The sequence below is a fragment of the Streptomyces sp. NPDC048258 genome, from assembly GCF_043201995.1.
Lineage (GTDB): Bacteria > Actinomycetota > Actinomycetes > Streptomycetales > Streptomycetaceae > Streptomyces.
In genome coordinates, this window is record NZ_JBICZH010000001.1 from 743,836 (window position 1) to 760,027 (window position 16,192).

Below are 16,192 nucleotides of genomic sequence, written 5' to 3' on the forward strand. Positions count from 1 at the left end.
CGTTCGTGACAGCTGATGCTGTGCGGAGAGCCTTACAGGCCGAGCTCGACCTCGAACTCGCCGGCCTCGAGGATCGCCTTGACGGCCGAGAGGTACCGGGCCGCGTCCGCGCCGTCCACCAGGCGGTGGTCGTAGGACAGGGTCAGGTACGTCATGTCGCGGATGCCGATGTTGGTGCCCTCGGCGGTCTCGATGACCACCGGGCGCTTCACCGTGGCACCGATGCCCAGGATGGCGACCTGGTTCGGCGGCACGATGACCGTGTCGAAGAGCGCACCGCGCGAGCCGGTGTTGCTGATGGTGAAGGTCGCGCCCGAGAGCTCGTCCGGCGTGATCTTGTTGCCGCGGACCTTGGCGGCCAGATCGGCGGTCGCCTTGGAGATGCCCGCCAGGTTGAGGTCGCCCGCACCCTTGATGACCGGGGTCATCAGGCCCTTCTCGGAGTCCACGGCGATGCCGATGTTCTCCGAGTCGAAGTAGGTGATGGTGCCCTCGTCCTCGTTGATCCGGGCGTTGACGACCGCGTGGGCCTTCAGCGCCTGGGCAGCGGCCTTGACGAAGAACGGCATCGGCGAGAGCTTGACGCCCTCGCGGGCCAGGAACGCGCCCTTGGCCTTCTCGCGCAGCTTCATGATCTTGGTGATGTCCACCTCGACCACGGAGCTGAGCTGCGCCTGCGAGTGCAGGGCCTTCATCATGTTGTCGCCGATGACCTTGCGCATGCGGGTCATCTTGACGGTCTGGCCACGCAGCTCGGAGACCGCGGCGGCCGGAGCCTTGGCGGCCGGAGCAGCCGCGGCCGGAGCCGGGGCGGCGGCGGCCTTGGCGGCCTCGGCGGCGGCCAGGACGTCCTGCTTGCGGATACGGCCACCGACACCGGTGCCCGAGACCGTGGACAGGTTGACGCCGGACTCCGAGGCGAGCTTGCGCACCAGCGGGGTCACGTAGGCGCCCTCGTCACCGGCCGGGGCCGGGGCGACGGGAGCGGCCGGGGCGGCCGGAGCCGGAGCGGCAGCCTGGACCGGAGCCGGAGCGGCGACCGGGGCGGCGGCCTGGACCGGAGCCGGAGCGGCCACGGGGGCCGGGGCGGCGACGGGAGCCGGAGCGGCAGCGGCCGGGGCGGCCACGGCCGGAGCCGGAGCGGCGACCGGGGCGGCGGCCTGGACCGGCGCCGGGGCGGCAGCGGCGGGAGCGGCGGCGGGGGCAGCGCCGGCCACGCCGATGACGGCCAGCCGGGCGCCGACCTCGGCGGTCTCGTCCTCGCCGACCAGGATCTCCAGCAGCGTGCCGGAGACCGGCGCCGGGATCTCGGTGTCGACCTTGTCCGTGGAGACCTCGAGCAGCGGCTCGTCGGCCTCGACGGACTCGCCGACCTGCTTCAGCCAGCGGGTGACGGTGCCCTCGGTGACGGACTCGCCCAGGGCGGGGAGCACGACATCGGTGCCGGACGCGGCCGGGGCAGCGGCGGCGGGAGCCTCCGCGACCGGAGCCGGAGCCGGAGCCGCGGGGGCCTCGGCGACCGGAGCCGGAGCGGCAGCGGCCTCGGCCGCCGGGGCGGCAGCCGCGGCCGCCGCGCCGGAGCCGTCGTCGATGACGGCCAGCTCGGCGCCGACCTCGACGGTCTCGTCCTCGGCGACCTTGATGGAGGCCAGGATGCCGGCCACGGGGGAGGGGATCTCGGTGTCGACCTTGTCGGTCGAGACCTCGAGCAGCGGCTCGTCAGCCTCGACGCGCTCGCCCTCGGCCTTCAGCCAGCGGGTGACAGTGCCCTCGGTGACGCTCTCGCCGAGCGCCGGAAGGGTTACGGAAACCGACATGGTTTCAGTTGCTCCTTACGAAAGTGCGGAAGTGGTCGTCGCGCCCGTGACGATTAGTCGTGTGCGTGCAGCGGCTTGCCGGCCAGGGCCAGGTGGGCCTCGCCCATCGCCTCGTTCTGGGTCGGGTGCGCGTGGATGAGCTGCGCGACCTCGGCCGGCAGGGCTTCCCAGTTGTAGATCAGCTGGGCCTCGCCGACCTGCTCGCCCATCCGGTCACCGACCATGTGGACGCCGACCACGGCACCGTCCTTGACCTGGACGAGCTTGATCTCGCCCGCGGTCTTCAGGATCTTGCTCTTGCCGTTGCCCGCAAGGTTGTACTTCAGGGCCACGACCTTGTCCGCGCCGTAGATCTCCTTGGCCTTGGCCTCGGTGATGCCGACGGACGCGACCTCGGGGTGGCAGTAGGTGACGCGCGGGACACCGTCGTAGTCGATCGGGACGGTCTTGAGACCGGCCAGACGCTCCGCGACCAGGATGCCCTCGGCGAAGCCGACGTGCGCGAGCTGGAGGGTCGGGACGAGGTCACCGACGGCCGAGATGGTCGGCACGTTGGTCTGCATGTACTCGTCGACCAGGACGTAGCCGCGGTCCATCGCGACGCCCTGCTCCTCGTAGCCCAGGCCCTGCGAGACCGGGCCGCGGCCGACGGCGACCAGCAGCACCTCGGCCTCGAAGGTCTTGCCGTCGGCCAGCGTGACGCGCACGCCGTTCTCGGTGTACTCGGCCTTGTCGAAGAAGGTGCCGAGGTTGAACTTGATGCCGCGCTTGCGGAAGGCCCGCTCCAGCAGCTTGGAGCTGTTCTCGTCCTCGACCGGAACGAGGTGCTTGAGGCCCTCGATGACGGTGATGTCGGAGCCGAAGGACTTCCACGCCGAGGCGAACTCGACGCCGATGACGCCGCCGCCCAGGACGATCGCGGACTCGGGCACGCGGTCCAGGACCAGCGCGTGGTCCGAGGAGATGATGCGGTTGCCGTCGATGTTCAGGCCCGGCAGCGACTTCGGCACGGAGCCGGTCGCCAGCAGGACGTGGCGGCCCTGGATGCGCCGGCCGTTCACGTCGACGGAAGTCGGGGAGGAGAGGCGGCCCTCACCCTCGATGTAGGTCACCTTGCGGGAGGCGACCAGGCCCTGCAGACCCTTGTACAGGCCCGAGATGATCTCGTCCTTGTACTTGTGGACACCCGCGATGTCGATGCCCTCGAAGGTGGTCTTCACACCGAACTGGGCGGCCTCGCGAGCCTGGTCCGCGATCTCACCCGCGTGCAGCAGAGCCTTCGTGGGGATGCAGCCGTTGTGCAGGCAGGTGCCACCGAGCTTGTTCTTCTCGATCAGGGCAACGTCCAGACCCAGCTGGGATGCGCGCAGCGCCGCGGCGTAACCGCCACTGCCACCGCCGAGGATCACTAGGTCGAAAACGGTGCTGGCGTCGTTCGCCACGTCACGTCCTCCATGCATGTGCGCCGGGCACCGGTCCTCTGTGACCGGGCGGCGGCTGGTAATCGGCCGCTTGTTTCTTCGGCCCTGTGGTGGGGGCCCTGTCCTGCCGAGAACCCATCTTCGCATTTGTCGGGGGAACGCGGGACGCCGGGCCCGGTCTGTGGGAGGTGCTTCTGTCCGAAGCAGGGGTTACCGAAGCGTAGAAACCTACGGATTTCGTCGACAGCTGAACGCGCCCCGGGACCTGATCATGGTCCCGGGGCGAGTCACGTCTCACATGTGGTGCGTCAGCCCAGGTCGCCCGTGGCCGTACGCTCGGCCAGCCGCACCAGGGTGCGCACGGCGGAGCCGGTGCCGCCCTTGGGGGTGTAGCCGTACGGCGCGCCCTCGTGGAAGGCCGGGCCCGCGATGTCGAGGTGGGCCCAGGTGATGCCCTCGCCGACGAACTCCTTCAGGAAGAGGCCGGCCAGCAGACCGCTGCCCATGCGCTCGCCCATGTTGGCGATGTCGGCGGTGGGGGAGTCCATGGACTTGCGCAGGTCCGCGGGGAGCGGCATCGGCCACGAGGACTCGCCGACCTCCTCGGCGATCTCGTGGATCGACGTACGGAAGGCGTCGTCGTTGGCCATGATGCCGAAGGTGCGGTTGCCCAGGGCCAGCACCATGGCGCCGGTCAGGGTGGCCACGTCGACGATGGCGTCCGGGTTGTCCTCCGAGGCCTTGGTCAGCGCGTCGCCGAGGACCAGGCGGCCCTCGGCGTCCGTGTTGAGCACCTCGACGGTCTTGCCGCTGTACATGCGCAGCACGTCACCGGGCTTGGTGGCGGAGCCGGACGGCATGTTCTCGGCGAGCGCGAGCCAGCCGGTGACGTTGACCTGGAGGCCCAGCTTCGCGACCGCGACGACGGAGGCGAAGACGGCGGCGGCGCCGGCCATGTCGCACTTCATCGTCTCGTTGTGGCCGGCCGGCTTCAGGGAGATGCCGCCGGAGTCGTAGGTGATGCCCTTGCCGACGAAGGCCAGGGTCTTCTCCGCCTTGGGGTGGGTGTAGGTGAGCTTCACCAGGCGCGGCAGGTTCTCGGAGCCCTTGCCGACGCCCATGATGCCGCCGAAGCCGCCCTTGACGAGCGCCTTCTCGTCCAGGACCTGGACCTTGATGCCGTGCTCCTTCGCGGTCGCGGAGGCGACCGCGGCGAAGGCCTCGGGGGTCAGGTCGTTCGGCGGGGTGTTGACCAGGTCACGCGCGATGTTGACCTCGGTCGCGACGACCGTGGCGCGCTCGGCCGCGGCCTTGTGCTCCTTGTCGCGCGGCTTGGCGCCCAGCAGGGCGATCTCGGCGAGCGGCTGCTTGGGGCCGCCGTTCTTGTCGCCGGCGGCCTTCTTCTCGCCGCCCTGGTAGGCGGTGAAGGCGTACGCGCCCAGCAGCGCGCCCTCGGCGACGGCGGTGACGGCGGAGGCGTCGTCCAGGGGGAGGGCGAAGGCGGCCTTCTTGGAGCCGTGCAGGGCGCGGGCGGCGGCGCCGGCGGCGCGGCGCAGCGCCTCCTCGTCGAACGACTCGTCCTTCTCCGGAACGGGGCCGAGCCCGACCGCCAGCACCATCGGGACCTTCAGGCCCGCCGGGGCCGGCAGCTTGGTGATCTCGCTTTCGGCGCCCGAGGCGCCGACCGCGTCGAGCACGGCGGCGAGCTTACCGTCGTACGCCTTGTCCACGGCCTCGGCGCCCGCGGCGACGACCGGGCCCTTGGGGCCCTTCGCGACACCGACGACGAGGGCGTCGGCGCGCAGCGTCGCCGCGCCGGAGGTGCTGAGAGTCAGAGCAGTCACGGTGGTGAAGTCTCGCTTCCGTTTGTGTGTGTGGGCCGAGTGGGTGGACGGCCATCCGTAGCGATCGTATTCGGGCCCGACGGCCGCCAGAAATGAGCCTACGCGCACGGGCTCTTCCGTACGTCACTCGAAGGTTTGGCAAGTTGTTCGATCAAGGGGCCATCAGGTTCACCCATCTGTGGACTCTGCTCCAGGTTTGCCTCGTAGACCTGACGAGGTCCGAAAGACTCGGTCCACTCTCGCAAGGGGACGCGGGGTTCCTTTGCATGATTTCCACAGAGCCTCCCCGGCCCGGCCGACCGCCACAGGGCCGTGTCGAGGGATGCCTGCGGGGGGAAAGGCCGAAATGGTCAACAAGAACCGGATGAACAGGATCGCCGCCGCCATGGCCGCGGCAGCCCTGGTGTCCGTGGCAGTACCAGCCGCGACCGCCCAGGCGGCCACGGCCGCGCGCATCGACCTGAAGGTGCTCGTCGTCGACGACGGCGGCAGCTCGGTCGAGGCGATCACCGCGGAACTGCGGGACACCGGCGTCCCGTACACCCGTGTGCAGCTGGGCAGCAGCGGCCGCCCGGTCATCAACGCGGGCTTCCTCAGCGACACGGTCGACGGCCGCCCGCGCGCCAAGTACCAGGGCGTCGTCCTGCCGAACGAGAACCCCTTCGGCGAGGGCTCGGCCGAGATGGCCGCGCTCACCGCGTACGAGACGACGTACGGGATCCGCCAGGTGGACGCCTACACCTGGGCCCACCCGGGCGTCGGGCTGGAGTACACCGACAACGGCGGCTTCAGCGGCCAGCTCGACGGCACCGAGGCCGCGGTCACCGCGGCCGGCAAGGCCGGACCCTTCGGCTACCTCGGCGGACAGGTCGCCTTCGAGGACAACTCCGCGCTCGTACCCGAGAGCTTCGGGTTCATGGGCAAGCCGCGGGCCGGCTACACCAGCTACCTCGACGCCCCCGTCGGCTCCGGACGGGCCTCGCTCCTCGGCGAGTACACCCACGACGGGCGCAGCGAGCTGGTCGTCACCTTCGGCTACAACCAGTACCAGCGGCAGTTCCGGCTGCTGGCCCGCGGGATCGTCGAGTGGCTCACCCAGGGGGTCCACCTCGGCCAGAGCCGCAACTACTTCGCGGTCCACGTCGACGACGTCTTCGCACCGGACGCGCGCTGGAACAAGGAGCTCAACTGCACGCCCGGCGACTACGCCTGCGCGGGGGGCGAGGGCAAGGAGAGCACCATCCGGATGACCGCCGCCGACGCCCAGTACGCGGCGCAGTGGCAGCAGACCAAGAGCTTCAAGCTCGACATGCTCTTCAACGCGGGCGCCGGCGAGGAGTGGAAGGCCGAGAACGGCGGCACCGACGCCCTGACCGCCCAGCTGGTGGCCGACCGGGCCAAGTACCGCTGGATGAACCACACCTACACGCACCCCTTCCTCGGCTGCGTCCAGAACACCACCACCGTGCCCTGGAGCTGCGTGAAGAACGCCCAGGGCGCCATCCAGTGGATGAGCCGGGCCGAGATCTCCGCGCAGATCCGCGACAACAACAACTGGGCCGCGTCCAAGGGCATCACCACCGACCGGACCGAGATCGTCACCGGCGAGCACTCGGGCCTCAAGACCTCGCCGCAGCAGGAACAGGACAACCCCAACCTGGCCGGCGCCTTCGCCGACAACGGCATCAAGTGGGCGGGCAGCGACAACTCCCGCGAACCCGCGCAGCGGGCGGTAGGCGCCGCCCTGACCGTGCCCCGCCACCCGATGAACGTGTACTACAACACGGGCACCAACGCGGAGATGGCCGACGAGTACAACTGGATCTACACCAGCCGCGCCGACGGCGGCAGCGGCGTCTGCGAGGACAACCCGGCGACGTCCACCTGCCTGCCGGCCCCGGTGGACCCGAACACCGGCTACCTCAACCACATCGTCCCCCAGGAGGCCCGGACCGCCCTGCGCCACGTGCTGGCCAACGACCCGCGCCCGCACTACGTCCACCAGTCCAACCTCGCCGAGGACCGCACCCTCTACCCGGTGCTCGACCAGGTCCTCGACACGTACCGGACCCTCTACGCGCCCAGCGCGCCGATCGTCAACCAGAGCATGAAGGACACCGGCGTCGAGCTCGGCCGCCGCGCCGCCTGGGACAAGGCGCTCGCGGCCGGCAAGGTCACCGCCTACCGCGTCGGCACCACCGTCACCGTCAAGGCGCCCTCCGGGGTCGTCGCCCCGGTGACCGCCCCCAACGGGACCAAGAAGCAACTCCTGCTCGGCACGGCCGACTTCGGCACCGCCTATGCGGGCACCCGCTCCACCTGGACCCAGCCCGAGCTGCTCCAGAGCGCCGTCACGCTCAAGCTGCCCAGCTGACCGTCCGGGCCGAACAGCAGTAAGCCGCCACGAGAACGACCTAGCGCCGGCGCTCCGCGAACCCACGGGCGCCGGCCCCTTTTCCGTCCTGGGGGGACACACCGCATGAGCCATGGGCGTCATGTCACCATGCTCACCGAAGGCACCTACCCGCACGTCCACGGGGGCGTCAGCACCTGGTGCGACCAACTGGTCCGAGGCATGCCTGAGGTCGACTTCAACGTCATAGCCCTGACCGGCTCCGGACGCGAGCCGGTCACCTGGGAACTCCCGCGCAACGTCTACCGGCACACCGTCGTACCGCTCTGGGGCCCCACGCCCCGACGCGGCCGCCGATCGGCCCTGCGCGGCAAGGCCCACCGCAGCTTCACCGAGGTCTACGAAACCTTCCTGCTCTCCCTGCTCGACCCCAGCCACGGCGGATTCTCCGGGGCCCTGCGCGAACTGGCCGTCCTCGCCCGGGCCGGCAAGCTCGCCCCGGCCCTGCGCTCCGAGTCCGTCCTGCGCCTGCTGATGACCGTGTGGACCCGCCCGGGCCTCGCCACCGCGGCCGCCGAGCCCACCATCCACGACGCGCTCACCGCCACCGACCTGCTGGAGCACGCGCTGCGCCCGCTGGCCGTGCGGATCCCGCCCGACAGCGTCGCGCACGCCGTCAGCAGCGGCCTCGCCACCCTCCCGGCCCTGGCCGCCGCCTACCTCGACAAGGTGCCCTTCCTCCTGACCGAGCACGGCATCTACCTGCGCGAGCGCTACCTCGGCTACCGCAGCGCCGCACAGCGCTGGCCCGTCAAGGCGCTCATGCTCGGCTTCTACCGCGAGCTCAACACCGAGGGGTACCGGCAGGCCGACCTGATCACCCCCGTCAACCAGTACAACCGCCGCTGGGAAGAGCGCGGAGGCGCCGCCTCCGACCGGATCCGCACCGTCTACAACGGCGTCGACCCGCACGCCTTCCCCGACGCCGGCCCCGAGCCCGAGGTGCCCACGCTCAGCTGGTGCGGCCGCATCGACCCCATCAAGGACCTCGAAACCCTCATCCGGGCCTACGCCTTCATGCGCGCGGAGCTGCCCGCCCTGCGACTGCGCCTCTTCGGCCCCGTCCCGGCCGGCTGCGAGCCGTACAAGCTCCGCCTGGAGAAGCTCGCCGCCGAGCTCGGGGTGACCGACGGGATCTCGTTCGAGGGCCGCATCGAGCAGGTCGCGCAGGCGTACGCGGCCGGCAGCGTCGTGATGCTCTCGTCCATCAGCGAGGGCTTCCCCTTCAGCATCATCGAGGCCATGTCCTGCGGCCGCACCACCGTCTCCACCGATGTCGGCGGAGTCCGCGAGGCCGTCGGCGACACCGGCCTCGTCGTCCCGCCGCGCGAGCCCGAGACCATGGCCCGCGCCACCCTCGCCCTGCTCCGCGACGACGAACGCCGCGCCGAGCTCGGCCGGATGTCCCGCAAACGGGTGGTGGAGAAGTTCACCCTCCACCAGTCCGTGGACGGCTTCCGGCACATCTACCGGGAACTCGCCGGCCAGCCCGTCCTGCCCGTCCGCGAGGGCGACGACTGGACCCAGCGGCTCGCCGACCCCTGGTACCGCGAACTCGCCGCCGACGGGAGCCTGTGGTGAGCGGATCCCTCTGGCTCAAGATCCCGGGCGGCGACACGCTGCCCGCGATCCCGCGGCCCCGGCGTACCGTTCCTCCGGCCGCCGATCCCATGGACGAACTCGCCGAACGCTTCGACGTGTTCATCGCCGCGGCCGTCCACCCGGACGAGATCGCCGCCGTCCTCGAATCCGACGGCATGACCGACGAGTACATCCGGCTCACCTACGGCCGCCACGACTCCTTCGCGCTCGCCGAGGAGCTCTACGCCCGGGTGCCGCGCTCCTTCCCGGAGCCCGAGGTCCCCGACCCCTGGAAGGTCTCGCTCACCGCCTGCCTGCTGCGCGGGGTGATCTTCGCCCTGCCCGGCCTGGCCTACGTCCTCGGCGCACCGCTGCTCGACGGGCCGAAGGACCGCCTCGGCCTGCCCGCCGGGACCCTGACCCTGCTCGCCGGGGCGCTCATCGGCTGGGTATGGGACCAGACCCTCTCGCACCGCGCCTACTCCTGGCTCGGGCTCGGCGACCGGGCCGCCGCCGGGCGGACGCTGCTCGCCGGCGCCCCCGCCGGGTCGCTGCTGGGCACCGCCGCCGCGCTGGCGGTACCCGGCGGGCCGCCCTTCTCGTACGCCTTCGCCGCCGGTCAGGCCCTCTACGTCGGCGCCGCGACCGTCCTGCTCGTCCTCGGCCGGGAGCGGGTGCTGCTCGCCGCGCTCGGCCCGATGGCCGCCGGGGCCCTGCTCGCGCTCTTCGTGGACCTGCCCGTGCGGGTCCGCGTGACCCTGCTCGTGCTGTCCCTGCTGGCCGCCTGCACCCTGGCCGTACGGGAACTCCCGCTGGCAGAGGGCGCGCGGGCCGCCGCCGCCCGCGTCCGCGGCTGGGCGGCGCGCCGCCCCGGAGCCGGCCCCGTGCTCTGGCGGATGCTGCGCGGCCCCGAGGAGGAGTTCGCCCCGCGCGGGCCGCGGCTGGGGGACTCCGTCCCGTACGGGGTCTTCGGCCTCGGCACCGGTCTGCTCGTGCTGTACGCCGCCCTCGGGGAGGTGCTCGCCGGGGGTCCCGCCGAGGCCGTCGCCGCCCCCTCGGCGGTGGCCCTCACCCTCAGCATGGGCCCCGCGGAATGGCTCCTGCACCGGTTCCGCAGCGGCAGCCTCGCCGGACTCCGGGCGGCCCGCTCGCCCGAGGCCTTCCGGCGCCGGATGCTCTCCACACTGGCCCAGTGCCTCGCCGCGTACCTGGCGGTGCTGCTGGCCCTGGGGCTGGCCGGCACCCTGCTCTGGCCGGGCGCCCCGGCCCTGACCGGGGTCCGTGCCCTGACCCTGCTCCTCCTCGGCGCCGTGATGTGGACCGGGCTGCTGCTCCAGTCCTTCGGGGCGGTCCGGCCCGCGGCCGTGGTCTGCGCCTCGGCCGCCGTCGCGCAGAGCCTGGCCCTGCTGACCGGGCTGGGAGCGCCCCGGGCGGTCCAGCTGGTGGTGGCGGCCGCCGCCGCGGCCACGCTCGCCGTCCTGGTCTGCCTGCTCCTGGGCCGTGCGACGGCCCACCGGTGAACGACGTGAAGGCGAAGAAGGACCCCATGCTGCTGGTGCCCCTCTACGAGCATCCCGCCGACCGGCCCGAGGACTGGGAGCGGCTCATCCGCTCCGCGGGCCGGCTCCACTCGGTGGTGCTCAACCCCGCCAGCGGGCCGGGCGACGCCCCCGACGAGCGGTTCGCCCTCGTCGCCGAACGGCTGCGGGCGGCCGGGGTGGCCGTCCTCGGCTACACCGACACCGACTACGGGCGCCGCCCGCACGCCGCCGTGGTGCGCGACCTGCTGCGCCACCGCGACTGGTACGGCACCGACGGGGCCTTCCTCGACCAGGCCGCCTCCGACCCGGAACTGCTGCCGCACTACGGGCGGCTCGCCGTCGCCGCCCGGGCCGCGGGCGCCCGTACCCTCGTCCTCAACCACGGGGTCCACCCGCACCCCGGCTACGCCGACCTCGCCGACCTCCTCGTCACCTTCGAGGGCCCCTGGGACGCCTACCGGGACGCGGGCGCCGTACCGCCCTGGACCGCCGACCACCCCGCCCAGCGGTTCTGCCACCTCGTCTACGCCGTCCCGCCGGGCGCGCCCGCCGCCGAACTCGCCGAGCAGCGGCGGGCCGCGGTGCACTGCGCGGTCCCCGGGACCGGCGCGCACCCGTGGGGGACCCTCCCGTACGCCCTGGAGGCCACGGCATGAGACGCCGACCGCTCCTGCTGCTCGTTCCGCTCCTGTTCCTCGCCGCCGCCTGCACCGTCGTGGGGTCCGACGAGGGGCCCGACGACGTGTCGCCCGCCCCGGCGCCCGGGGAGCGCTGGCAGCCCCGGCCCGGCGTCAGCTGGCAATGGCAGCTCACCGGGAAGCTCGATACCTCGGTGAAGGCGGCGGTGTACGACGTCGACGGGTTCCACACCACCAAGGAGCAGGTCGCCGCGCTGAAGCGGGCCGACCGCCGGACCGTCTGCTACCTGTCCACCGGCGCCTGGGAGGACTTCCGGCCGGACGCCGCCGCGTTCCCCGAGTCGATGCTCGGCGAGGGCAACGGCTGGGACGGCGAGCGCTGGCTGGACATCCGGCGGGTCGCGGAGCTGGAGCCGCTGATGGCCAAGCGGTTCGACATGTGCCGGGACAAGGGCTTCGACGCGGTGGAGCCGGACAACATGGACGGCTACGCCAACACCTCGGGCTTCCCGCTCACCGCCGAGGACCAGCTGCGCTACAACCGGCTGATCGCGAAGCTCGCCCACGACCGGGGCCTGGCGGTCGGCCTGAAGAACGACCTCGACCAGATCCCGCAGCTGGTGGGGGAGTTCGACTTCGCGGTCAACGAGCAGTGCGCCCAGTACGGGGAGTGCGAGCGGCTGAGCCCGTTCATCGAGGCCGGGAAGGCGGTCTTCCACGTCGAGTACGAGCTTCCGGCGAGCCGCTTCTGCGAGCGCTCGCGCGACCTGAAGCTGAGCTCCTTGCAGAAGCGGGAGGACCTCGGCCGCTGGCGCAAGACCTGCCCCTAGCCACGCCGAGCCCTGCCTGGGCAGACCCGGCCCCGCCCGGGCAAACCCAGCTTCGCCGGGTCACCCCCGGCCGGGCTGGGTTCGCCCCCTGGCGGGCTGGGATGGCCCCGGCGAAAGGGCGCCCTCCAGGCGGGGCTGAAGGGGCGAGGCTAGGCCACCGGCAGGATGGCGTGGACCCGGTAGCCGCCCCCGTACCGGGGCCCCGCGAAGCAGGAGCCGCCCAGGGCGCCGGTGCGCTCGCGCATGCCGAGCAGGCCGTGGCCGCCGCCCGGGTCGGCGGGGTCCGGGGCCGGGTCCGCCGAGACGCCCCCGTCGTCGAGCACGGTCACCTCCACCGAGGGCCCGACCCGCACCACGCTGACCTCCGCCCGCGCCCCCGGGCCCGCGTGCTTGCGTACGTTGGTCAGCGCCTCCTGGATCACCCGGTACGCCGCGAGGTCCACGGCGGCGGGCAGCGGGCCCTCCCCGCGCCCCAGCTGGACGATGACCTCCACCGGCAGCCCGGCGTGCCGGAAGGTGTCCACCAGCTCGTCCAGGACGGCCAGTCCGGGCGCGGGCTCGGTCGGCGCCTCCGGGTCGCCGGACTGCCGCAGCAGCCCGACCGTCGCCCGCAGCTCGTTCAGCGCCGAGCGGCTGGCGTCCCGTACGTGGGCCAGGGCCTCCTTGGCCTGGTCCGGCCGCTTGTCCATGACGTGCGCGGCCACCCCCGCCTGCACGTTTACCAGGGCGATGTGGTGGGCCACCACGTCGTGCAGGTCCCGGGCGATCCGCAGCCGCTCCTCGGCGACCCGGCGCCGCGCCTCCTCGTCCCGGGTCCGCTCGGCGCGCTCGGCCCGTTCCCGGATGGCGTCGACGAAGGCCCGCCGGCTGCGTACGGCGTCACCCGCGGCCGCGGCCATCCCGGTCCAGGCGAAGATCCCGAGGTTCTCCTGCGCGTACCAGGGCAGGGGCCCGGCGAGCATGGCCACGCCGGTCAGCCCGGCCATGGTGAGCAGCCCGATCCGCCAGGTCGTGGGCCGGTCGGTGCGCGCGGCCACCGTGTACAGGGCGATCACCGTGCACATGGCGACGGGCGCCCGCGGTTCCCCGGTGGTCAGTTCCAGCAGCGAGAGCCCGCAGGTCACGGCGAGCACGGTGCGCGGCCGTCGGCGCCGGAAGACCAGGGCGGCCGCGCCGAGCAGCATCAGCAGCAGCGAGAACGGCTCGGGGGTCCGCGTCCCGAAGGTGGGCCCGTGCGGCCCGTGCGGATCGGCGAAGGACCCGACGACCATGGAGACGAACGCCCCGAACGCGAGCACGGCATCGGTGGCGAGCGGGTGGGCCCGCATCCACTGCCGGGTGGGCGCGAACCGCCCGAGGTCTGTCGTCACCCCGATACGGTACGGCCTGCCCCGGCCGGCTCATCCGGGCCGGCTCATCCGGGCCGGCTCATCCGGGCCGGGTGTCCAGCGGCGGCGGGCGGCCGCCCAGCGGCAGCCGGGAGCGCTCCGGCCCCCATCTCGCCCGGACCACGCACACGGCCATCACGGCGGCGATGGCCACCAGGTGCTCCTTGCCCGCCAGGTTGTCCTTGACGAGCACCTCACCGATCATCGCCAGCACCACCACCGCGCCGGTCAGGTAGGCCCGGTAGCGCCAGCAGACGTAGATGGCGAGGCCGACCACCGCCGCCGAGGGCCCGGTGTCGTTGACGATCCGGTCGGACACGGGCAGGCCGAAGGGGTGGTCGGGGCCCAGCGAGAGGCCGATCCGCGCGTAGGTGGTCCCGGCGAGCGTGGCGACGTAGCCGATCACCAGCGTGCGCCACCAGCCGATGCAGATCTCCGAGATGCCGAGGACGAGCAGGATCTGCGCGAGCGCCCCCCACACCGGCAGGTCCAGGGCGGGCACGAACAGCGACAGGGGGGTCCGCAGCAGGGCCAGCCACAGCGGGTCGACGGCTTTGACCGATCCGAGGTTCTGTACCGGCTGGAACCCCCAGGAGGTGTTCTGCACGATCTGGAAGACCGAGGTCAGGCAGACCGCGCCGAGGGTCATCGGGACCGCCCGCCACTTCTCGTGGACGAGCGCGTCCCGGACGGTCCGGCACAGGGGCCCCCACTCGCGGCGCGCGAACCGCCGCGGTGAGGAGGTGGTCCACGCTGTCAACGGCGGGTCTCCAGGTGTCTGCGGTGCAGCCACTTCGGCAGACCGGGGGCTTCCAGGAAGCCCTCGGCCCGGCCCGCCGCGATTCCGATCCGCAGCAGGTCCGAACTCTTCTCGAAGAGCATGAACCGCGGTTCCCAGATCGGCCGGTATTTGGCGTTGGCCCGGTAGAGGGACTCGATCTGCCACCAGCGCGAGAAGAAGCTCAGCAGCGAGCGCCACATCCGCAGCACCGGACCCGCGCCGAGCCGGGACCCGCGCTCGAAGACGGACCGGAACATCGCGAAGTTCAGCGAGACCTGGGTGACGCCGATCTCCCTGGAGCGTTCGAGGAGTTCGATGACCATGAACTCCATCAGGCCGTTCTCGGAGTCCCGGTCACGGCGCATCAGGTCCAGCGACAGGCCCTTGGGCCCCCACGGTACGAAGGACAGCACGGCCCGCAGATCGCCGTTGCCGTCGGTGCACTCCAGCATCACGCACTGGCCGTCGCCGGGGTCGCCCAGCCGGCCCAGTGCCATCGAGAAGCCGCGCTCGGTCGCGCCGTCGCGCCAGTCGTCGGCGCGCCGCAGCAGCTCGTCCATCTCCTCGGCCGGGATGTCGGCGTGGCGGCGGATGCGGACGGTGTACCCGGCCCGCTTGACCCGGTTGTACGCCTGCCGGACGGTCCGCATGGCGCGGCCCTCCAGGGTGAACTCGGCGGTCTCCACGATCGCCTCGTCACCGAGCTCCAGCGCGTCCAGGCCGTGCCGGGCGTAGATCTGCCCGGCCTCCTCGCTCGCGCCCATCACGGCCGGTACCCAGCCGTGCTCGCGCGCCTCGGCCAGCCACGGTTCGATGGCGCCGGGCCAGGCCTCGGGGTCGCCGATCGGGTCGCCGGAGGCCAGCGAGACCCCGCCGACGACCCGGTAGGTGACGGCGGCCTTGCCGGTGGGGGACCAGATGACGGACTTCTCGCGGCGCAGCGCGAAGTAGCCGAGCGAGTCGCGGTCGCCCTGCCTGGCGAGCAGCGCCCGCAGCCGCTCCTCGTCCTCCTCGGAGAGGGGGTCGACGGCGCGGCGCGAGCGGAAGGCCGCGAACAGCACGGCGAGCAGCAGCAGCATCGACACCACGTTGACGAACACGTCCACCCAGCCGGGCGTGGTGATGGTGCTGTAGGCCCTGGCGTCCGGGTCCAGGGTGATGAGCCGCATCGCGCCGTACCGCCAGCGGGTCAGGAAGGTGGCATCGGCGGCGTCGGGCGCGGTGTTGGTGGCGCCGACGAGCAGCGCCGCGACCAGCGAGGTGAACAGCAGGCCGACGGCGGCGACGACGGTGGCGAGTGCGGGGTTGGAGCGGTCGCCCTTGGCGTAGAACTCCCGGCGGCCCAGCAGCAGGGCGGCGACGAAGGCCGCGGTCAGGCCCAGGGAGACCCAGTTCTGCGCGTGTTCGCGGAACGCCGGGTAGCAGTCGCCGGGGGACCAGCCGTCGCACGGGACGAAGGCCGCGCGGGCGAAGTCGAGCAGCATCATCCCGCCCAGCACCAGGTTCAGGATCCAGGCGGCCCGCTTGCGGCGGCCCATGGTGACCGCCAGCAGCAGGCAGAAGAGCCCGGAGGCGAAGCCGGCCGTGAGCAGGTACGGGGTGTAGAAGTCGTCGGTGTTGTGCCGGCGCAGATCCTGCCCGAGCGAAACCCACACCGCGCTGAGGAAGTTGACGAAGGTGACAACGCGCAGGTACCAGACCGCGAACGCGGCCCCCCGCCGTGAACGGGCGCTCCCCCGGCCGGTCTCCCGGCCGCCCCCCGCCGCCTTGCCGGCGGGATCGCCGCCGGTCTCTTTCCTTCCGGATGCCGGCCCGGGCACCGGTACGGCGCCGCGGTCGGTTTCTGCGCTGGTCAAACGGACCTCTCCCATAAAAAGCGATCATATGGGGCGTCGCTGTCCATAGTGGGCTGGTCCGGGGTTCGCGGACTGGTCAGGA

11 protein-coding genes are annotated in these 16,192 nt (G+C 72.4%); 5 read left to right on the forward strand and 6 right to left on the reverse strand.

The window, feature by feature from the left end:
* Window positions 1-32: 32 nt before the first annotated feature.
* The 3 genes from sucB to ACGFYQ_RS03480 form a co-directional block, all read right to left on the reverse strand.
* Window positions 33-1,817 carry a 2-oxoglutarate dehydrogenase, E2 component, dihydrolipoamide succinyltransferase gene (sucB, locus tag ACGFYQ_RS03470; protein WP_393739422.1) on the reverse strand — a complete coding sequence of 595 codons (1,785 nt, stop codon included), beginning with the start codon at window positions 1,815-1,817 and terminating at the stop codon, window positions 33-35.
* 53 nt (window positions 1,818-1,870) lie between these two features.
* Complete coding sequence (lpdA, locus tag ACGFYQ_RS03475; protein WP_393739424.1) at window positions 1,871-3,259, reverse strand: dihydrolipoyl dehydrogenase; 1,389 nt, start codon at window positions 3,257-3,259, stop codon at window positions 1,871-1,873.
* 287 nt (window positions 3,260-3,546) lie between these two features.
* Window positions 3,547-5,082: a leucyl aminopeptidase gene (locus ACGFYQ_RS03480; protein ID WP_393739426.1), complete on the reverse strand. Its 1,536-nt coding sequence runs from the start codon at window positions 5,080-5,082 to the stop codon at window positions 3,547-3,549.
* Between the two features lie 346 nt (window positions 5,083-5,428).
* Between ACGFYQ_RS03480 and ACGFYQ_RS03485 the strand changes: the two genes are divergently transcribed.
* The 5 genes from ACGFYQ_RS03485 (at window position 5,429) to ACGFYQ_RS03505 (ending at window position 12,085) form a co-directional block, all read left to right on the forward strand.
* Window positions 5,429-7,456: a hypothetical protein gene (locus tag ACGFYQ_RS03485; protein ID WP_393739428.1), complete on the forward strand. Its 2,028-nt coding sequence runs from the start codon at window positions 5,429-5,431 to the stop codon at window positions 7,454-7,456.
* A 105-nt stretch (window positions 7,457-7,561) separates the two neighbouring features.
* Entirely contained in the window at window positions 7,562-9,076 is a 1,515-nt protein-coding gene (gene pelF, locus ACGFYQ_RS03490; RefSeq protein WP_393739430.1) for a GT4 family glycosyltransferase PelF, read from the forward strand.
* A complete protein-coding gene (locus tag ACGFYQ_RS03495) occupies window positions 9,073-10,596 on the forward strand; it encodes a hypothetical protein (RefSeq protein ID WP_393739432.1) in 1,524 nt (507 codons plus the stop codon). Before pelF ends, ACGFYQ_RS03495 begins: the two co-directional genes overlap by 4 nt.
* Before the next feature lie 26 nt (window positions 10,597-10,622).
* Window positions 10,623-11,273, forward strand: coding sequence for a spherulation-specific family 4 protein (locus ACGFYQ_RS03500; RefSeq protein ID WP_393739736.1), 651 nt, complete (start codon window positions 10,623-10,625; stop codon window positions 11,271-11,273).
* Window positions 11,270-12,085 (forward strand): endo alpha-1,4 polygalactosaminidase, encoded by an 816-nt coding sequence (locus ACGFYQ_RS03505; protein WP_393739434.1) that lies wholly within the window; start codon window positions 11,270-11,272, stop codon window positions 12,083-12,085. Before ACGFYQ_RS03500 ends, ACGFYQ_RS03505 begins: the two co-directional genes overlap by 4 nt.
* 149 nt (window positions 12,086-12,234) lie before the next feature.
* On the opposite strand, the gene ACGFYQ_RS03510 is transcribed toward ACGFYQ_RS03505, so the two are convergent.
* The 3 genes from ACGFYQ_RS03510 to ACGFYQ_RS03520 all read right to left on the reverse strand — a co-directional run bounded on the left by ACGFYQ_RS03510 (window position 12,235) and on the right by ACGFYQ_RS03520 (window position 16,125).
* Window positions 12,235-13,413: a sensor histidine kinase gene (locus ACGFYQ_RS03510; protein ID WP_393739738.1), complete on the reverse strand. Its 1,179-nt coding sequence runs from the start codon at window positions 13,411-13,413 to the stop codon at window positions 12,235-12,237.
* Window positions 13,414-13,513: 100 nt separating this feature from the next.
* Window positions 13,514-14,233, reverse strand: a complete 720-nt coding sequence (locus tag ACGFYQ_RS03515) for a hypothetical protein (protein WP_393739436.1) — start codon at window positions 14,231-14,233, stop codon at window positions 13,514-13,516.
* A complete protein-coding gene (locus tag ACGFYQ_RS03520) occupies window positions 14,230-16,125 on the reverse strand; it encodes a phosphatidylglycerol lysyltransferase domain-containing protein (RefSeq protein WP_393739438.1) in 1,896 nt (631 codons plus the stop codon). Before ACGFYQ_RS03520 ends, ACGFYQ_RS03515 begins: the two co-directional genes overlap by 4 nt.
* Window positions 16,126-16,192: the final 67 nt, after the last annotated feature.